The sequence below is a fragment of the Vibrio tarriae genome (assembly GCF_002216685.1).
Classification (GTDB): domain Bacteria; phylum Pseudomonadota; class Gammaproteobacteria; order Enterobacterales; family Vibrionaceae; genus Vibrio; species Vibrio tarriae.
Genome location: NZ_CP022353.1, coordinates 1467884 through 1487606, shown reverse-complemented (window position 1 = coordinate 1487606; position 19723 = coordinate 1467884). Strand labels below are relative to the sequence as shown.

The 19723-nt window shown below is 47.9% G+C and carries 18 protein-coding genes; 15 read left to right on the top strand and 3 right to left on the bottom strand.

The genetic code is table 11. The features are described 5' to 3' along the window. The first annotated feature begins 156 nt into the window (after window positions 1–156). From CEQ48_RS12410 to CEQ48_RS12380, 7 genes are all read left to right on the top strand, one after another. Window positions 157–1419, top strand: a complete 1263-nt coding sequence (locus CEQ48_RS12410; RefSeq protein ID WP_198301284.1) for an imelysin family protein — start codon at window positions 157–159, stop codon at window positions 1417–1419. Between the two features lie 333 nt (window positions 1420–1752). Then, on the top strand, window positions 1753–3138 hold the full coding sequence (locus CEQ48_RS12405) for a di-heme oxidoreductase family protein (RefSeq protein ID WP_089071456.1): 1386 nt from the start codon (window positions 1753–1755) through the stop codon (window positions 3136–3138). A 9-nt stretch (window positions 3139–3147) separates the two neighbouring features. Further along, window positions 3148–4155 (top strand): imelysin family protein, encoded by a 1008-nt coding sequence (locus tag CEQ48_RS12400; RefSeq protein ID WP_089071455.1) that lies wholly within the window; start codon window positions 3148–3150, stop codon window positions 4153–4155. After that, complete coding sequence (locus tag CEQ48_RS12395) at window positions 4145–5218, top strand: DUF1513 domain-containing protein (RefSeq protein ID WP_198301297.1); 1074 nt, start codon at window positions 4145–4147, stop codon at window positions 5216–5218. Before CEQ48_RS12400 ends, CEQ48_RS12395 begins: the two co-directional genes overlap by 11 nt. A 249-nt stretch (window positions 5219–5467) precedes the next feature. Further along, window positions 5468–7039 carry a L,D-transpeptidase family protein gene (locus CEQ48_RS12390; RefSeq protein ID WP_198301283.1) on the top strand — a complete coding sequence of 524 codons (1572 nt, stop codon included), beginning with the start codon at window positions 5468–5470 and terminating at the stop codon, window positions 7037–7039. Window positions 7040–7184: 145 nt separating this feature from the next. Next, the gene (gene mepK, locus CEQ48_RS12385) at window positions 7185–7733 is read left to right on the top strand and encodes a peptidoglycan L,D-endopeptidase MepK (protein ID WP_001195150.1); all 549 of its coding nucleotides are present in this window, start codon (window positions 7185–7187) and stop codon (window positions 7731–7733) included. A 63-nt stretch (window positions 7734–7796) separates the two neighbouring features. Then, the gene (locus CEQ48_RS12380) at window positions 7797–8453 is read left to right on the top strand and encodes an MBL fold metallo-hydrolase (RefSeq protein ID WP_089071452.1); all 657 of its coding nucleotides are present in this window, start codon (window positions 7797–7799) and stop codon (window positions 8451–8453) included. On the opposite strand, the gene CEQ48_RS12375 is transcribed toward CEQ48_RS12380, so the two are convergent. Continuing rightward, on the bottom strand, window positions 8447–9121 hold the full coding sequence (locus tag CEQ48_RS12375) for a DUF2982 domain-containing protein (protein ID WP_198301282.1): 675 nt from the start codon (window positions 9119–9121) through the stop codon (window positions 8447–8449). The two genes, CEQ48_RS12380 and CEQ48_RS12375, sit on opposite strands and share 7 nt — an antisense overlap. Window positions 9122–9293: 172 nt before the next feature. On the opposite strand from CEQ48_RS12375, the gene CEQ48_RS12370 reads away from it, so the two are divergent. The 6 genes from CEQ48_RS12370 to CEQ48_RS12340 all read left to right on the top strand — a co-directional run bounded on the left by CEQ48_RS12370 (window position 9294) and on the right by CEQ48_RS12340 (window position 15193). Further along, the gene (locus CEQ48_RS12370) at window positions 9294–9692 is read left to right on the top strand and encodes a hypothetical protein (protein WP_181710881.1); all 399 of its coding nucleotides are present in this window, start codon (window positions 9294–9296) and stop codon (window positions 9690–9692) included. A 385-nt stretch (window positions 9693–10077) separates the two neighbouring features. Then, the gene (locus CEQ48_RS12365; protein ID WP_001995160.1) at window positions 10078–11172 is read left to right on the top strand and encodes a TRAP transporter substrate-binding protein; all 1095 of its coding nucleotides are present in this window, start codon (window positions 10078–10080) and stop codon (window positions 11170–11172) included. A gap of 101 nt (window positions 11173–11273) precedes the next feature. Beyond that, window positions 11274–11807: a TRAP transporter small permease subunit gene (locus CEQ48_RS12360; protein ID WP_001257145.1), complete on the top strand. Its 534-nt coding sequence runs from the start codon at window positions 11274–11276 to the stop codon at window positions 11805–11807. Window positions 11808–11816: 9 nt separating this feature from the next. After that, on the top strand, window positions 11817–13100 hold the full coding sequence (locus CEQ48_RS12355) for a TRAP transporter large permease (RefSeq protein WP_089071449.1): 1284 nt from the start codon (window positions 11817–11819) through the stop codon (window positions 13098–13100). A 106-nt stretch (window positions 13101–13206) separates the two neighbouring features. Continuing rightward, entirely contained in the window at window positions 13207–14562 is a 1356-nt protein-coding gene (locus CEQ48_RS12345; RefSeq protein WP_001128506.1) for a cache domain-containing protein, read from the top strand. Then, on the top strand, window positions 14555–15193 hold the full coding sequence (locus CEQ48_RS12340; RefSeq protein WP_053034001.1) for a response regulator transcription factor: 639 nt from the start codon (window positions 14555–14557) through the stop codon (window positions 15191–15193). Before CEQ48_RS12345 ends, CEQ48_RS12340 begins: the two co-directional genes overlap by 8 nt. Before the next feature lies 1 nt (window position 15194). On the opposite strand, the gene CEQ48_RS12335 is transcribed toward CEQ48_RS12340, so the two are convergent. After that, window positions 15195–15674, bottom strand: a complete 480-nt coding sequence (locus tag CEQ48_RS12335) for a MarR family winged helix-turn-helix transcriptional regulator (RefSeq protein ID WP_000410818.1) — start codon at window positions 15672–15674, stop codon at window positions 15195–15197. A 374-nt stretch (window positions 15675–16048) separates the two neighbouring features. On the opposite strand from CEQ48_RS12335, the gene CEQ48_RS12330 reads away from it, so the two are divergent. Then, window positions 16049–17653 carry a BCCT family transporter gene (locus CEQ48_RS12330; RefSeq protein ID WP_000159489.1) on the top strand — a complete coding sequence of 535 codons (1605 nt, stop codon included), beginning with the start codon at window positions 16049–16051 and terminating at the stop codon, window positions 17651–17653. 163 nt (window positions 17654–17816) lie between these two features. Here the strand turns inward: CEQ48_RS12330 and cod are convergent, their stop codons facing one another. Continuing rightward, the gene (cod, locus tag CEQ48_RS12325) at window positions 17817–19112 is read right to left on the bottom strand and encodes a chitin oligosaccharide deacetylase (RefSeq protein ID WP_089071447.1); all 1296 of its coding nucleotides are present in this window, start codon (window positions 19110–19112) and stop codon (window positions 17817–17819) included. A gap of 242 nt (window positions 19113–19354) precedes the next feature. Between cod and CEQ48_RS12320 the strand changes: the two genes are divergently transcribed. Beyond that, entirely contained in the window at window positions 19355–19660 is a 306-nt protein-coding gene (locus CEQ48_RS12320) for a PTS sugar transporter subunit IIB (protein WP_000722179.1), read from the top strand. Window positions 19661–19723 lie beyond the last annotated feature (63 nt).

Below are 19723 nucleotides of genomic sequence, written 5' to 3'. Positions count from 1 at the left end.
GCGTTACTGCCGATAATATCGCATGTTATTAAACCCCACACTTGTGGGGTTTTTTGTGTGTTCAAGTTGAAAAAAAATTGTAAATTTGTATTATCTGCAATGAAATAATAAATGATAATAATTTGCAATTCATATCAAGCTCAACAAGGATGCTCCATGAACGTTAAGTCTATTCTTTCTTCTACCATTCTGGCTTCACTTGCACTCAGTGCTTCAAGTAGTTTTGCAGCCGCCACGACTCAAACTCAAGTGGTTGAACATTATGCCGATATCGCGCATGCCGTTTATGCCGATTCACGTGTGACTGCGCAGCAACTGCAAAAAACCATCGACCGTTTCTTACAAGCTCCGACCGCACAAGGTCTGGAAGAAGTGAAACAAGCGTGGTTGGCGGCGCGTGTGCCTTATCAACAATCGGAAGTGTTCCGTTTTGGTAACGCGATTGTCGATGACTGGGAAGGTCAGTTGAACGCGTGGCCGCTAGATGAAGGTTTGATCGATTATGTGGCAGGAAGTTATCAACATGAACTGGGCAATGAAGGCGCAAATGCCAATATCATTGCCAATACTGCACTGACCATTGGCGCAATGAAAGTCGATGTGAAAGAGATCACGCCTGAACTGCTGGCCAGCCTCAACGAAATCGGTGGCTCTGAAGCCAACGTGGCATCGGGCTACCACGCGATTGAATTTCTGTTGTGGGGACAAGATTTAAACGGCACGAAAGTGGGGGCGGGTGCTCGTTCATACACGGATTATCTGCAAGGCAAAGCCTGTACCAATAATCACTGTGATCGCCGTGCACAATACCTCAAAGCAGCCGCGCAACTTTTGGTGACCGATCTTGAGTGGATGGAGAAGCAGTGGGCGAGTGGTGAAAAAGGTAACTCTCGTCAGCAATTGTTGAGTGAATCGAGTGAGAATGGCTTGCGTAAGATGCTGTTTGGGATGGGTTCTCTTTCTTTGGGTGAGCTAGCGGGGGAACGCATGAAAGTCGCGCTTGAAGCGAATTCAACCGAAGATGAGCACGACTGTTTCTCAGACAACACGCATAACTCGCACTACTACAACGAGCAGGGTATCTACAATATCTACACGGGTAGCTACACTCGCGCCGATGGTTCTGAGTTAAAAGGCCCAAGTCTGTACCAATTGGTTGCAGAGAAAGATGCCAATGCGGCAAAAGAGATCCTGCAACAGTTTGAAGTGGCGCGCACGCAAGTGGGTGAGTTAGTCACGGCAGCTGAAAAAAATAACCAGCACTTTGATCAACTGATCGCGGCAGATAACGCGGCAGGGCATGCGATTATCAATCAAGCCATTATGGCGCTCGTCGCGCAAACGGGTTCGATTGAGCGCGCGGCAGGCATCATCGGGATCGATAATCTAAACCCGGATACAGCAGATCACGAGTTTTAATCTCGTCACTGTCCTCATCCCTTTCTTCGCGCAATGGCCTTTGGGTTATGCATGAAGAAAGGGATAACTTATTTTTGCAATAAAACCCAATATCGCTTTACGTCGATGATAATTCCTCAATAGTTTGGTATGCAGCGTCAATTCCGCGGCTACTTATAGCCTTCCTAATTGAAGCTGCAGCGGTGTTGGCTACGTTCGTTCACCCCAATCACATAGTGTATCTATGCTCATGGGGATGGACTCACTTGCCGCCTACCTGCAACTCCAAGTCGTTTGGGTATATACGGTAAAGGGAATCAGGGATTGGGTCGTTTTTTTTACAGGAACCATGTCATGAAGTCGTCTTTATCTCTGTTATTACTCACGAGCGCCTTGAGCAACTTTGCTTTGGCAACAGAGATTAAATCGGGTGGGGAAACCAGTACCACGAAAGAGGGAGCCAATGCGTTTTCGATGCCGGCCGCGAATTTGCCGATGGCGAAACGCCTTGATTTTAGTGTTGGTAACAGCTTTTTCCGCAATCCTTGGGTTCCCGCTCCCGCTTCGACGGATGCGCGCGACGGACTAGGACCTCTTTTTAATACCAATGGCTGCCAAAACTGCCACATTAAAGACGGGCGCGGACACCCACCAGAGCCTAATGACACCCAAGCAGTTTCCATGCTGGTGCGTTTGAGTATTCCCGCAGTCACTGAGCAGCAAAAAGCCATCTATGCGGTCAATGGCGTAGTGCCAGAACCGACTTATGGCGGGCAGCTACAAGATTTTTCGCTACCCGACCAAAAACCAGAAGGGCGAATCCACATTACGTATGATGAAGTGGTTGTCACTTTTGCCGATGGTACTCCTGTGGCACTTCGGAAACCGAACCTAAAGATTTTGGATCTCGCTTATGGTGAGATGCAGCCAGATGTGCAAATGTCGGCGCGGGTTGCGCCGCCGATGATTGGACTTGGACTGTTAGAAGCGATCCCGGATGCGACCTTATTACAGTGGGCTGACCCTGAGGATCGCGATGGCGATGGAATTTCCGGCCGCGTTAACCAAGTGCTCGATGTACGCACTGGCGAAATGGCGATTGGCCGTTTTGGCTGGAAAGCGGGCCAACCCAACATCATGCAGCAAAATGCGGCCGCCTTTAATGGCGATCTGGGATTAACCAGCCATCTCTTTCCGCAAGAAAACTGCACCGAAAGACAGACACTCTGCCGTGATTTACCGAATGGCGGCTCACCAGAAGTGAGCGATAACATTCTGGATTTCGTCGAGTTTTATGCTCAGCACTTGGCAGTGCCTGTGCGTCGAAACGTGCAAGATCCACAGGTACAACAGGGGGAGAAACTGTTTGCTCAAGCGGGTTGCCAATCTTGTCACAAAACCGATGTTTTGACGCAAGAGCTGGCTGAGCGTCCTGCGCTTTCCAGGCAGCGTATTCAGCCGTACACCGATCTGCTGCTGCATGATATGGGGGAAGGCTTGAGTGATGGTCGTCCAGAGGCCTTGGCATCTGCGCGTGAATGGCGTACTGCCCCTTTGTGGGGGATAGGTTATACCCAAGAAGTCAATGGCCACACCTATTTCTTGCATGATGGCCGTGCGCGAAATGTGCTGGAAGCAGTGCTGTGGCACGGCGGTGAAGCGCAGGCGAGCCGCGATAAGGTACTGCAGTTTGATAAAGCGCAGCGTGACGCGCTAGTGGCATTTTTGAATTCACTCTAGGAGAGAAGGATGAAAAAAACAGTGACTCTGCTAGCAGTGTCTTTGCTGGCGGCGTGTCAGAGTGCTCCAGACATGGAGCATCCTAGCCAAGCGGTCTTCGAGCTAGAGCGTGAATATGCCCACATTCTCGCTCAGCAAACCAAGCAGTTACAGCAGCGTATGGCTCACTATTGCCAAGCGCCGACGACGGATATATCACCACTGAAGCAAGAGTGGCAAGCCAGCATGCAAGGTTGGATGGCCTTACAAGGACAGCAGCGTGGGCCGAGTGCCGCATTAGATTTGAGCTGGAATATGCAGTTTTGGCCAGATAAAAAAGACACGACTGGGCATAAAATGAAGCAGCTACTCGCCAAACCGCCAGTATGGGAAGTCGACGATATTGCAAAACAGAGTGTCGCAGTACAAGGGTTGGGGGCATTGGAATGGCTCATTTTCGATAGCGCATCGCCTTTGTTGACGGCACCGCAGCAAGCTTGTCCAGCCGCGATGGCCATCAGCGCGACTGTGCAGCGTAATGCCACTCATATTGCCAAAGCTTGGCAAGAAAACCCATGGCAAACCTTGGATGATCGCACTTGGCGTGCGGAGTACATCGCGATGCTTTCCAATCAGTTGGAGTTCACGCTCTCTAAGCTCAATCGGCCGCTGGCCAACATTGGTCAGCCGCGGCCTTATTTCTCAGAGTCGTGGCGCTCGAAAACCTCGCTGAGCAATATGCGTTACAACTTATTGGCAATTCAAACGTTATACCTTGCCGATGGCAAAGGTATGGATGCGATGCTGCGCCAACAAGGTATGAATGCCACGGCGGATCGCGTCACCACGCAGTTGGCTGGGATTATCGAAACTTGGCCGCAGCATGCAAGCCTGTTTGATTTGCTGCAAACCAAAGCGGGATATCGCGAGGGTTTAGTTTTGCGCGACAAGCTCGAGCAATTGAACTATCTGCTGCACGACGAAGTGGCTGTGGGACTGGGTGTGGTCATAGGGTTTAATGCAACCGATGGTGACTGATGCAACACGTCGCCACTTATTGCAAGTGGCGCTTTTTGGCTGCACGACACCTTGGCTAATCAGCGGTTGTAGCTCTGCGCGATCGCCCCAGCCAGCCTTGATTGGCTGTGCAATAGAAGGGCGAGAACGCTTTAGTGTAGTGATGGCAGATAACGCTGGGCAGGCGGTCGGTAAACTTGCCTTACCTGCTCGAGGGCATGGTATTGCCATTCACCCAAGGTTGCCGCATGCGGTGGCTTTTGCTCGCCGCCCCGGTCAGTTTATGTCGGTGTTTGATTATCAAACGGCGCAGCAAATTGTGCTGCGTCCCGCCGATACGCAGCGTTACTACTACGGACATGGTGTCTATTCACATGATGGCCGCTACTTATATGCCACGGAAGGGGAGCAGAAAACCAGTCGTGGTGTGATAGGCGTTTATGATGTGACTCACTACTATCAAAAAGTCGCGGAATGGAGCGGTTTTGGGATTGGTCCTCACGAAGTGATCTTGATGGCCGATGGTCGCTTAGTCGTGGGGGTCGGTGGTGTCCACACTTTGGGCCGTGAGCCGTTAAATCTAGAGAGTATGCAGCCGAGTTTGACTTATCTCTCAGCGCAAGGTGAGGTACTGGAGCAAATCACTTTACCTGATCGCCATCTGAGCATTCGTCATTTGGCTCATGATGGGGATAACACAGTCCTGTGTGGTCAGCAATATCGCGGCCAGCCAGACGATTATCCTTCATTAGTTGCCATGCACACGGGGACAGGTCCGCTTAAGCCATTACAAGCAGAGCCTGAGCAGTGGGCGCGTTTTAATCACTATATCGCCAGTATTGCGGCGACCGATGAGTGGATTCTTGCCACCTCTCCCCCCGGGAATTGCTATGGGATCTGGTCAAAAGCCACGGGCGAATTGGTGGAATTAGCCGCTTTAGCCGACGCTTCCGGTGTGGTTGTTCGCCATGGTGCTTTTCAAATCAGTTCGGGGTCGGGCAAGATCATTTTGCAATCTGCACCTGAGCTCTCGCAATCGCATATGAGCAATGTGATGTGGGACAACCATTGGTCAGCGATCTAGGCATAAGCCTCCTACTTGACGTGGCAGCGGCGTTGGCCACCTTTGTTCACCTCATAGTCTCTCTGGGCTTATGGGGATGAACGTACTTGCCACCGACTTGCTTGCCGTCGCCCTGCAACGCTCATTCGTTTGGGGATAGAACGACCGACGATAAAGATGAGACACGAGTGAAAATAGTCCTACCAATAGCTTAATTTTGCGGCTGAGTTTTGCCATACTTACTGCATCTTCAGCCAGTAGGGTGTTTTGATGAAAAGCCGAGTCGTTGCCGCTATCGCATTGTTATTCTTTGTTATTCCATGTTCTGCCACCCAGCGTTTTGTTGAATTGGGGTGGATTGATAGCACTTCGCCGGTCAATGAACAGATCACCAATCCGGCTTTGGTTGAGCAAATCTATCACAGTAATAATGATCAGTTACTGTGGAGCGATCTTGCCACGGCGAACCATTTTGAAGCTCAGCTTGAGGTGATTCACCGTGCGAGTTTCAGTCCTTTGTTTAGCCGACAACTTTTCGCGCTCAAAAGCTATCGTCAGCAAGATAGATGGCATGAGTATGATGTGTTAGCGACCGACACTTTACTGCAATACCTCAGCTATGCTGAGCTGGCACCAAAAATCGGTATTGCTTGGTTTTTTGAAGGTCAACTTGATCAACCTCTTGCTCCGCCGAGTGAAGAGGCGCAACTGGCTTTGCATATGGCGATCGGTAACCAGTCGCTCGCTCGCTTAATGGATGAATACACCCCACAAGACCCTGCTTATCAACAACTGCTGCAGGCGTATCAATCACTCTCGAGCATTGAGTTTAATGAGGTGGCTCTATACGAGCAGATGGAGCGGCTTAAGCGTCCGGGTGACCCATTAAGCCACCGTGAAGCTTTAGTACAGCGTTTAGCTTTGGTGAATCTGGATACCACATCCATCTTGAATAATGTGGCCTATTACGACGCCTCCCTTGAAAAACCGATCAAGCAGTTTCAGAAGATGCATGGCTTGCAGCCTGATGGCGTGATTGGCCCACAAACCATGAAATGGTTGAACACATCCGTAACTGAGCGCCTTGCCTTATTAGCGCTTAATGCAGAGCGGATCCGCTTATGGCAAACCCAGCAAGACAGCATGATTGTGGTCAATGTGCCCGGTTTTGATATGAAGTATTGGGATGCCGGACGCGAAGTTTTTGAAGCCAAGGTCGTGGTGGGCAAAACCACCAGACCGACACCGGTGATGAATACCAAACTCGATTCACTGATCATCAATCCAACTTGGAATGTGCCGCATAAAATCATGGTGGAAGACATCCTACCAATGGTGAAACGTGATAGTGAGTATCTCGCCAATCATCATATGGAAATCATTCGTGGTTGGAACGATCCAGAAGTGATTGATCCTGCGCTGATTGATTGGGAAGCCGTTGAACCGGAAACCTTCCCATACCGTCTGCGCCAACAGGCAGGCGTGCAAAATGCGCTTGGGACCTATAAGTTTAATACGCCCAATTCACGCGCTATCTATCTGCATGATACGCCGAGCAAGCATCTGTTTAATAACGCGTCTCGGGCGTTCAGTTCTGGCTGTATTCGGGTAGAAAACGCTGAAAAGTTTGCGCAAACCTTACTCGCTAATCAGGGCATTACGCTCGACGATTTTCCAGTGAGCACCCAAGCGATTGCGCTCAAAAAGCGCATTCCAGTCCATATCATCTATCAGACCGTTTGGTATGAAGAAGGTGTACTGCATTATCGTGATGATATTTATCACTATGATGCTCTAGCACTCGGCAATGGTGACGCGTCTCCAAAATTGACTAAAATTTGACAGCGGATATTTTCCTTTGCTGCTCAAGGAATAAGCGAGTTTATCTCCAGAAATAGTGATAGTTAGCACGTTTTATGCATTTGATATCGAACCCAGAGTCCGGTACTTTCCGTATCGATGGAGCCCAGTTCGGTAGGTGATTAAAGTGCAAACAACACGTCGAGATTTTTTAAAACTGACTGCGGGCGGATTAATTTTAGCCGCCTGTACGCCCAGCATCGCGTTCGCGAGTTATGCCGCCAAGCCAAGAGAATTGGCACTCAGTAATTTACACACAGGCGAAAGCATTGAAACGCGCTATTTCAATGGCAAAAATTATGTTCGTTCCGAATTGAAACGGCTGAATCATTTATGTCGTGATTTTCGTCGTGACGAAGTGCATGCCATGGATAAGCTGCTGTTTGATCAACTGTGCCAAATCCAATTGCTACTTGGCACTCAAGCCGAAGTGCATATTGTCTCTGGTTACCGCTCTCCCGCGACTAACAAGCAGCTACGCAGTAAATCAAAAGGCGTGGCCAAGAAAAGTTACCACATGTCTGGGCAGGCCATCGATTTCCGTTTGGATGGCGTGTCGCTAAAGAAAATTCGTGAAGCGGCGATCAGTTTGCAAGCGGGTGGTGTTGGTTACTATCCGAAAAGCCAATTTATCCACATAGATACTGGCCCTGTACGCCAATGGGTCGGTGCCTAACTTGTCAAAGGCGGGCGTTAATGACATAGTGCCTGCCAGTTAAGAATCAGACAGGATAGGTTTATGTCTTTACAATATCAGGTGGTGCCTGTTACGGCCTTTGCTCAGAACTGCTCTATCGTGTGGTGTGATGAAACCATGGAAGGCATAGTGGTGGATCCGGGTGGTGATGTGAAACAGCTCGCGATGTTGATCGCGGAGCTAGGCGTAAAAGTAACCCAACTGGTACTGACTCATGGTCACCTTGATCACGTTGGTGGTACGCAGTCACTGGCGCAAGCTCTCGGTGGAACTCAGATTGTCGGGCCGCACAAAGCGGATAATTTCTGGCTACAAGGGCTCGAAGGGCAAAGTAAAATGTTTGGCTTTCCGCTTACGGAAGCCTTTGAACCTGATGAGTGGCTCGATGATGGTGATGTGATCCGCTTTGGTCAGCAAACTCTGCAAGTTATCCATACTCCCGGACATACACCAGGTCATGTTGTGCTGTTTAGTGAAGCGGCACGTTTGGCGTTTGTGGGTGATGTGCTGTTTAACGGCAGTATTGGCCGTACGGATTTCCCGCAAGGGGATTTCAATACTCTGATTGGGTCTATCAAAAATAAACTCTGGCCGCTTGGCAGCGATGTCACCTTCATCCCCGGTCATGGCCCCCAATCTACCTTTGGCCGTGAACGTGCCAGCAACCCATTTGTCGCGGACGAAATGCCGCTCTACTGAAGATCCACTGGCTCGGCAGCGGCAAGATAGCGCCGAGCCAATCCGACAAACTCTTCCGCACTGCGATCCAAGTCCTGCTCTGAAATAAAAATATCGTAACCAAAGAAGTCTCGTTGATACTGCATTCGATTGGCCAGCATGGCTTGCAGTCCAGTGTATTGTTTACCCTCGGCGTCCACATAGGGGGTGGAGTCCAATACCAGATCTTCAAATTGATGATGCCGCGCTTTTTGTTGAGCACCGAGATAGAGTAAGGCGCGTTGACTGAGCAACAGTTGAGTCGATAAGCGAGGGCAAATACTGTTGAGGTAGGGCGCGTAATGTTTAAGACGAATGCCAACCCAAGGTAGAGGTTGATGCCAGCCTTCCCGATCGTAACTGCATACACCAATCTGGCTGATATTATTCCATTTCACCACCCAACCGCCTTGATAAAAATGCTGCTGTAGATGGGTTGCCGTTAATGTGTAAGCCACTTGTCCTTTTAACATCAACCAGTAGGCAATGCCTGCCCAAGCCATGAGCGCGAGTATTCCGACCACGGCTTGCAAAAGGGATTCGGCGATGCCAATGACTACCAAAGTGATAAGGCCAGCCAAGGCTAACAGTCCCTTTATCACGAAAGGCGTGAAATGGATCTGATGATTGTATAGTTGCAAAGTGGGCATGCCCTTCTCACTCTTTGGCCGTGTCGCCCAAATTATAGTCATCTAAGCGGGCTAAAGATCATTTGTCGCCGAGAACTTGACCTCATCCCTACAAACGTCGAACGTAATTTGCTATAAAGCGCGCTTCAAAATTTTATGACTGCCTTTGGGCAGTGAAATGGAGACCGACCCGATGAGACTAGCTCATAAGCGTAAAGTGCAGGCTAAGCTGCAAAAACGCATTAAAGCGATCGTTGCTAACCTTGCCACGGTAAAAGTGACGGTAAAATCGAGCACCTCTGTGCAGCAACCTGCGCAATCCGTGCACTCAAAGGCCCTTTCGGCACACCAATCTGAGCAAGCGGCAACGCCAACGGTGGCTTGTCAACTGACGCCAAAACAGCAGCAAGTCCTTGAGATTGTGCGTGGCGCAGTTGAGGGGATTAACCCCAAAGCGATTGGTTTGCTTGCAGGCCAAGAGGAAGCGAAAGCTTCTGCATGGGCCGCGGGCGCGCTAAAAAAACTGCTCGATGAAAAGCTGGTTGAGAAAAACCAAGTCGGCAATAAAGTGACTTACACTCTGGCGGTATAAGTTCTAAGTAAAGCTCCGTTATCGGAGCTTTACTACTGCTGACCCAGGTGTCTACTGGCTCCTAGTTCACTTGAGCTGTTTTCGTCTTGTAAGTGATAGCTATGCCTTTGTCACATTTTTTACTCTTTTCTTTAAAATCCTCTCACGTAGAAATGACTACGTATTTTCCTATCATATATTCATTAATCTTTCTTTATCATTTTGTTTTTCAATAGATTTTGTTTTTGTCATACGTAGTAATACTTAAGACGAATGGCTAAGTCGTGCGGTTGGGGTGTTACTTGGCTGCGTGGTCTCGCCGATTTCTTGTCTTACGAATATCGACCACATTGTTGACGAGCCTGTTGCAGGGTGCGCAGGTATGGATAACCAAGGACGTCAAACCATGAGTCTGATTCATCAATCTGTATCACGAGTTATGAAGCGAAGCGTGCTGCTTATTGCGGCGGGTGTTGCGCTGTTCACAACTTCCGCTTTTGCAGAAGAGAAAGTTTACCGTTTAACACTGGCTGAGACATGGGGACCTAACTTCCCAATCTTCGGCGACACCACAAAGAATATGGCGGCAATGGCGGAGAAAATGTCCAATGGCCGTTTACAAATTCGCATTGATTCTGCCAACAAACATAAAGCGCCACTGGGTGTGTTTGATATGGTGAAATCGGGCCAATACGACATGGGACACTCCGCGTCTTATTACTGGAAAGGCAAAGTTCCGAACACTTTGTATTTTACCTCTATGCCTTTTGGTATGACGACGGGCGAGCAATACGCATGGTTCTACCACGGTGGTGGTATGGAACTGATGGAGAAGGTTTACTCTCCACACAATATGCTCTCATTCCCCGGTGGTAACACCGACGTGCAGATGGGCGGTTGGTTCCAAAAAGAGATCAACAGCGTTGAAGATCTGCAAGGGCTGAAAATGCGCATTCCCGGTTTTGCCGGAGAAGTGTTAGCGGAGCTCGGTGCCAAACCCACCAACATTGCACCGGGAGAGCTATACACCTCGCTCGAGCGTCGCACGATTGATGCGCTAGAGTGGGTTGGGCCGTCACTTGACCTACGTATGGGTTTCCACAAGATTGCACCTTATTACTACACCGGTTGGCATGAGCCAGCAACTGAGCTGCAATTCTTAGTCAACCAAAAGACGTGGGATAAATTGCCTGAAGATCTGCGTGAAATCTTACGTGTTGCGATGCGCACTGCTGCTTACGACATGTATGTTCAATCAGTTCATGAAAGTGGCAAAAACTGGGTTTCGATTACCCAAGAGTTCCCAGATGTAAAAGTGAAGACCTTTCCAGCGCCTGTGATTAAAGCCCTGCGTGAGGTTAACGACCGACTACTGGCGAAACACGCGGCAGAAGATCCACTGGCCAAAGAGATCCAAGAATCGCAAGCCAACTATCTAAAACAAACACGTAGTTGGACAGATATTTCACTGCGAGCCTACCTCAATAGCGAATCACAATGATAAGCTGAACTGCGTGTGCAGGAAGCCCAAGAAAAGCACATAACGATAAGCTCCGTGCACATCCGTGACACGGAGCAATTTGATTAGACAGGGAGTGTGTAATGAGAAGTCTGATTTATGTTGAGCGGTTATTTAACCGTCTTAGCGATCTACTGGGGTGGCTCTCCAGTATTCTGTTTATTCTGTTGGTGGCCAACGTCGTGTATGACGTTGTGATGCGCTATGCCTTTAACGATGTTTCTATCGCCTTTCAAGAATTAGAGTGGCATCTGTTTGCCACGGTTTTTTTGCTTGGTATTCCTTACGCCATTAAAGCGGGCGGCCATGTACGAGTCGATCTGTTCTATGAACGTTTATCGATGAAAGCACAGGCGGTGATCGACATTCTTGGCACTCTGTTTTTCCTGTTGCCGTTCTGCTTGTTGGTGGTCTATTTCGGGATCGACTTTGCTAAAGAAAGCTACGCGCTGGGTGAAACGTCCGGTGACCCGGGTGGTTTGCCATATCGTTGGATTATCAAGGCGATGATCCCAGTCTCTTTCACTTTCATGGCGATAAGTGGCGTCGGCTTGATCATCCACTCGCTGAATAAAGTGTTTAACCCACGTCTGATGCACGCAGATCAAACTAAGTAAGGGAAACGTATGATTGGTATTGTGATGTTTTTCGTTGCCCTGTTTGCGCTACTACTGGGTTTCCCCGTCGCTTTTACTTTTGGTGGCATTGCGCTGATTTTTGGCGTGTGGGCTGAAGGCATAGAGATGTTTGCGTTCATGCCTTACCGCATTCAATCGATCATGGAAAACACCGTGTTAATGGCGGTGCCGCTGTTTGTGTTTATGGGTTTGGTGCTACAAAAAACTAAGCTGGCGGAGCAGCTATTAGAGTCGATGGGGCGCTTATTTGGTGGCATTCACGGTGGTGTGGCGATTTCTACCGTGTTGGTGGGCACTTTACTCGCCGCTTCGACAGGGGTCGTGGGGGCATCGGTTGTGGCGATGGGGCTAATTTCACTGCCTGTGATGCTCAAATACCGTTACGACAAAGGGTTGGCGTGCGGCACCATCTGTGCGTCGGGGACCCTTGGACAAATCATCCCGCCTTCTATCGTATTGATTCTATTGGGGGATGTGCTTGGGGTTCCGGTTGGCGATCTGTTCCAAGCCGCACTCTGGCCGGGCTTGATGCTGGTGGCGGCGTATATCATCTACATCCTGATTTACGCCAAGCTGAATCCGCAAGCGGCGATGCCTATTGAACCTGATGCCGATTTATCACGTCGTCAAGAAGTGGTGAAAGCACTGAAAGCGGTTATCCCGCCGTTGGCGCTGATTGTAGTGGTTCTGGGCTCGATTTTCGCTGGTGTGGCGACGCCCACAGAATCCGCAGCACTTGGTGGCGCGGGCGCGATTTTACTGGCATTGGCGTATGGTCAATTCAGTTGGTCAATGGTCTATGATGCCTCTAAAGAAACCGTCAAAGTGACCGCCATGGTGTTTGCTATTTTGCTGGGCGCGACCGCGTTCTCGATGGCGTTTACTTATACCGGTGGTGATGAGCTGGTCGAAGAATGGATGATGAATCTGCCCGGAGATAAATGGGGCTTCTTGATTGCCACCATGTTGGTGATCTTGATTCTGGGTTTCTTTATCGACTTCGTAGAAATCTGTTTTATCATCGTACCGATTTTGGCTCCAGTCGCGGTGCTGATGGATGTGGATATGACGTGGTTTGCCATCTTAATTGCGATGAACTTGCAAACATCGTTCTTAACTCCCCCGTTCGGCTTTAGTTTGTTCTATCTGAAAGGGGTTGCGCCAAAGTCGGTCACAACCATGGACATCTATCGCGGCGTGGTGCCCTTTATTCTGATCCAAATTTTGGTTTTGATTTCGTTGATGGTATTCCCAAGCTTTTATGGAATGTGATCCGACTCAAGAGTGAGCGTATCGAAATTCAATCCACAACAACAAGTTGTTAGAGTGAAACTGCTTTTCGAAGGGTCGGAAAGCAGTTTTTTTATGGGGAAATGGAATGCCTCTCAAAGCCAAATTGATTTTGCTGGCTTTACTGCCTCTCTTAATTGCCACTGCAAGCATCAGTTGGATTTCGATCCATCAGGCTAAAACCTTAGGCCAGCGTGAAATTGAGATCTTCCGAGCTAAGCTGATGGAAGAGCGCGAAACCTCACTCAAAGACAGCGTCGAGGTGGCGTTTGATGCGGTGAAGTTGATTGCCAGTAATCCCAACTTAAGTGAAGCGGAAGCCAAACAGCAGGTCAAAGCGGTATTAACCAATATTCGTTATGGCTCTGATGGCTATTTTTTTGCTTATGATGCTCAGGGCACGAACTTGGTGCATCCGATCCAGCCTGAGCTAGTAGGGCAAAACTTATGGCAGTTGCAAGATGAACGCGGTGACTTTCTCATCCAAGCGCTACTTTTCCAAGCTCAATCTGGTGGTGGGTATCACCAATATTTGTGGCGCAAACCCTCAAGTGGAGAGACTGTCCCTAAACTCAGCTATTCGGCTTGGCTTGACGACTGGGAATGGATGATCGGCACCGGCTTGTACATTGAAGATCTCAGTCATGAAGTCGAGAAGATGCAAGCGGCAGTCAATGCAAATATTGATACCACCTTTTTTTCTGTTGTGGTGATTTTGATAGTCACTGTAGCGGTGATCATTGTGTTGACCTTAGCCATCAACCTGCATGAACACCGTTTGGCGGATAAGAACCTCAAAGATTTGGTACACAAAACCGTGTTGTTTCAGGAAGATGAAAAGAAGCATCTTGCCCGTGAACTGCATGATGGAATTAATCAGTTATTGGTGTCTAGCAAGTGTCATCTTGAGTTACTAGCCAACCAGTTGAACGACCCTAAACAGATCGTGCATCTGGAAAAATCTCAGCACTCGTTGATGACTGCAATTAACGAAGTTCGGCGAATTTCACACCATTTGCGCCCCAGTGCGCTGGATGATCTCGGTTTACAAGCGGCACTCACGACGCTGCTTGAGGATTTCAAACTGCATTCACAAATGGAGATCGAGATGTTGTTTGACACCCAACCGGGCAAGCTAAAATCGGAAGTGGCCACCACGCTGTATCGAGTGGTGCAAGAGTCACTCAATAACATTGAAAAACACGCCAAAGCCGAGAAAGTCACGGTGTTACTGCAGCAAATGGGTGATATGTTGCAGCTTATGGTGCGAGATGATGGGGTAGGATTTTCCAGCAAAGAAGCGCTGCAAAAACGCGGGATTGGTTTACGTAACATGCGCGAACGTGTGGAGTTTATTGGCGGTGAATTTGAATTAAGCAGCGAGCCACAATTGGGCACCGAAATTACGGTTTTACTGAAGTTGGATGGAAGTGTTTATGGATAAACCAATCAGAGTGGTGATGGTGGATGATCATCAGGTGGTGTTGGATGGTTTTATTGCGCGTTTAGAGCAAGAGCCGGAAATCGAGGTCGTCGCCACGGCGAGTAATGGATTGGAAGCTTTAGAATTGGTCAAACTTCACCAACCGGATGTGGTGCTGATGGATGTGAGTATGCCGATCATGAACGGTATTGAAGCCACCCGCTTAATTAAAGAGGAAGTCCCTCACGCCAAAGTATTGATGCTGACCATGCATGATAACCGCGAGTACATTATGCAAGTGATGCAAGCCGGCGCAATGGGCTACATGCTCAAAGAAATCTCAGCACTGAAAATGGTGCAAGCGATCAAAACGGTTCATCAAGGCGCGACGTACTTTTGCGAATCCACCACCTCGACACTGTTTAGCCAAGAGATTTTACCTGTGGCGAATAAGCCAAACCCGCTGAGCCGTCGTGAAGAGGCGATTTTACGTATGGTTGCACAAGGTTGCAGCAGTAAAAAAATCGCGACCTTGCTGAATATCAGCTATCGCACGGTCGAAACCCATAGGCAAAATATTAAGCATAAGCTCGACATCCACTCCACGGCAGAGTTGGCTCAGTACGCGCTACAACATGGTTTACTGGAGTGAACTATTCTGGCTGCGTGATGCTACCAATCGTCAGCATCGGCGCGGCATCCATATCTTGCGCATTCATCATGGCAGAGATGCGTTGTACAGAAGAGAGCAGTAAGCTCTGTTCCCAATCTTGTAATTGATGGAATTGCTCAACAAAGCTCTCTTGTAAAGGCTGTGGGGCTTGTGCGAGCAGCTTACGCCCCTCATCGGTTAAGTGAGCATGAACTTTGCGTTTATCACTGTTACTGCGCACGCGCTGTACATAGCCGTTACGCTCCAATCGATCCAAAATCGTGGTAGCCGTGCCTTGGCTCATATTGGTATGCACCGCGAGCTCACGGATTGTGACCTGTTCACCTAAGTCATGAATTGAACGCATCAAAATCAATTGGGGGCCAGTGAGCCCTGCGTCCTTATTAAGTTTTTTGGAGTGTAGGTCAATGGCGCGGATGATCTGGCGCAGTGCGACTAATACTTCTTCGTGCTTTTCCACAGAGGGTTCACCCAGTTTGTGCTGAATCTGTCGCGAACCATACCTTACTTACCTTGATTTTTAAAGTGTTGAGCTAAGAGTAACCCATAGCGTTATTGCGATATTTTTTGAATTTTTTACTCCAGATAGATGCTTTGAATAAGAATTAAATTTCGATAATTTCTGATATGATTTTTTGACATGAACAAAGGGTTTTCTATCTTAAACTGACTTAAATGGCCTGAAAACTGGATCTTTTCTGTGATCTATGTAAAATAATCGTGCTTTTAATGAATGGAATTAACAATGAGTACAAAGCAATTTGTGATTAAAAAAACGAAAATGCTTTGTTGTCATTGTTGTTGAGCTCGATTGAAATGACTCAGAGAGGATACATGACCAAAGAAATTGATAAGTACAGTATCGATAATACGGACTACACCGTAGGCCAAGATAATGTGCAGAAATGGGGGTTTGATGTGCACAATCCCGTGTTTGGGATCAGTGCAGGTTTGATTGCTGCATTTTTACTACTGACCGTACTCGTGGATGCCCACCAAGCTAAGATTGGGCTTGATACCGTAAAGCAGAGCATTATTGCGAGTTTCGACTGGTTGTTTATCTGGTCGGGTAACCTATTCCTACTGTTTTGTATCGGATTGGTCATTTCACCGTTTGGTAAAATTAGGTTAGGTGGACAAGCCGCGAAAGCGGATCACTCTTTTCTATCTTGGTTAGCGATGTTGTTTGCTGCAGGGATGGGGATTGGTTTGATGTTCTGGAGTGTCGCAGAACCCGTGGCCTATTATACGGGCTGGTATGAAACACCACTGGGCGTAGAAGCCAACACTCCTCAAGCTGCGCAACTGGCGATGGGAGCAACCATGTTCCACTGGGGACTTCACCCGTGGGCCATTTATGGTGTTGTTGCTCTATCATTGGCTTTTTTCTGCTACAACAAAGGCTTACCACTTTCAATGCGCTCGGTTTTTTATCCGTTACTGGGTGATCGCGCTTGGGGTTGGGCAGGGCATGTGGTCGATATTCTTGCGGTATTAGCCACGCTGTTTGGTCTGGCAACGTCTCTCGGTCTTGGGGCGCAGCAAGCGGCTTCTGGTATCCACCATGTATTTGGTTTTGAATCGGGCATCGGGCTACAAATTGCGGTGATCTGTGTGGTGACAGGTTTAGCCACATTGTCTGTGGTTCGAGGTATTGATGGCGGGGTGAAAGTCATCTCTAACATCAATATGATTGTCGCGTTTTTATTGCTCGCACTGGTGGCTGTGATTGGTTATAGCGTCACATTGACTTCGATTCCGACGACTTTAATGGCTTACCTACAAAACCTAATCCCGCTGAGTAATCCTCATGGTCGTGAAGATGAAGTGTGGTTCCAAGGTTGGACGGTCTTTTACTGGGCATGGTGGATTTCATGGTCACCGTTCGTGGGCATGTTCATCGCACGTGTTTCTAAAGGACGTACCATTCGTGAATTCATTGTGGCAGTCTTATTGATCCCAACGTTAGTGACACTGGTGTGGATGTCGGTATTTGGTGGTCTGGCCGTGGATCAAGTGATTAATGAAATCGGCGTGTTAGGTCAAAATGGCTTAACCGATGTTTCGTTGGCCATGTTCCAGATGTTTGATTCGCTGGTTTTCGGTAAAGTGCTATCCGTGATTGCCGTGGTGCTGGTTCTGGTATTTTTTATTACGTCGTCAGATTCGGGTTCACTGGTCATTGACAGTATTACCTCAGGCGGCAAATTAGACTCACCAGTATTGCAGCGTGTATTTTGGGCAGTACTCGAAGGCGCAGTCGCGGTTGCACTGCTATGGATTGGAGGCACGGAAGCGGTACAAGCGCTGCAAGCGGGCGTTATCTCTACAGCCTTGCCATTTACGGTGATCTTGCTACTGATGTGCGTCAGCTTATGGAAAGGGTTAAAAACCGAACCTGAGTTTATGGCTTCCAGCAAGCGTCTTCACCAATCTTAATACGCGGTATGCGTTGTCAAAAGGGCGGCGCAAACTAAAATCCGCATCAATCATTTCCTAGCCAAAATGTTCAAAAAAGCGCGGAGAGCTCTCCGCGCAAACTATCTGACGATAGAGATACCATCCCTACTTGAATCTGTAGGTTGGCTATAGGAGCAGCTTTTTATAAAGCTGTGAATAAGGTGTTCTGAGTGTCTGGTGTCCAGTCTTGTTGTGAAACATGTGGGACACTGACTAAATAGCGTTTACCTTTGTAATTGACGATGTCGCCTTGCTCATAGGAGACATTGAGTGTCCAGTTTGTCGCAGGGTCGGCGTTGGTCCAAAGGCTTGACGTGGATGATGGAGCCCAATCCTGTTGCGCAGTGTGACTAATGACCGCTTTATACACCACACCTTGGTACAGAACATATTCTCCCGCTTGATACGTTTTACCTACGCTCCAACGAGGAGTGTAATTATCCATCGTATCGAAGACATAACCTGCTTCTTTGGCAATCCGGATAAACTCGGCAAGTTTAGGTAAGTTTTGTGTCGCTCCCATACCGCGTTTGCCATCTTCAAATAAGAAATCATGGGTGAGCACAATCACTTTATCGGCGTGCAGTGGGGTGCCACAAGGGAACTCTTGTGTTTTCGAGTTAATTGGTTCGATAGTGGTTGGTGAGCAACTATTTAAGGCTTTATCCACATAGGCCAAAAAGGGAACGGCTTCGGTTAAGCTGTTGGCAGGCATAGGAATACCCCAGTTTTCGGGAGCCCAATCCACATCCCATCCGTGAGTTTGATAGCCTTGATTAGCAAGAATATTCTGTACTTGAATCGAGGCTTTCACACTGTTTGACGGGTTAGCTGGATCGCACACATAACCCGGCTCCCAAGGTTTTAAATTGTCGGATGTCGCGCATAAACCATCTGCTTGGAAATGCTTTGTGACACGCCAACCGTTGGTATAGGGCAGGCGAGCCAACTCATACCCTTTGTAGTTTGGATAGCTACGAATAGTAGGCAGGTATTTTTCTAATGTGATCAAGTTTTGCTCAAAACTGGCCGCATCACGAACGGGATCTTGATACGAGTGGATTTGATGGTTACCGGTTGCATTACAATCTGCACCACTGGTGGGGCCAAACTCTTCCACACAGTTATGAATCATATGATCGTAGCTGTGGTTGCCGACAATATGACCTGAATCTAGAGCTAACTTTAGAGCCTCTAGAGCACGATCTTCATTTTCATCACCGATACCATCCAAGTGCCAAGCGTTAAAATAAAAAGTGGCTTTTACCCCGCCTTGATTTAAAACCTTAATGACTTCTACTGAAGCATTGACCGGGCCATCATCAAAAGTTAAATAAATCGTGCCCTTAGGGGTACTGCTTGCAAAAGAATGACCGGAAATGGCTAACGATATCGCGGTAAATAGAGCCAATTTTTTTAATTTCATCTTAGTGTCCATTATTTTAAATCAGAAATTTAAGAGTGACGTTGCTAGTGTTTATATTGATAGAAATAACAAGTCCATCAGGTAGGCTTATATATTTCTTCTCATTATCCTATCCAGAAGTGCATCGATAAAAATAGCGCTAACTATCCGAAATGGGATTTTGTTCACGAATAACGCAACCGGTTGCGCTTTTTAATGCGGATTTATTTTGCTACAGTTTTTAGGTCGATATTTAAACAAGGGAAGTGTAGAGCATGAAAAAGATCCTACTCTGCTGTAGTGCTGGTATGTCTACCAGTATGTTAGTGAAGAAAATGCAGCAAGCTGCTGAAAGTAAAGGCATTGAGTGCAAGATTGATGCATTATCAGTGAATGCATTTGAAGAGGCCATCCAAGAATATGATGTTTGCTTATTAGGGCCTCAAGTCCGTTTTCAGTTGGAAGAGCTACGCAAAACGGCCGATGAATATGGCAAAAACATTGCAGCTATCTCTCCTCAAGCTTACGGCATGATGAAAGGTGATGAGGTTCTTCAGCAAGCTTTAGATTTAATAAACTAAATCTGTTTTTTCGGACAATATTTTCACTCAATCCTCATTAATTAAATGAGGATAGGGAACTCT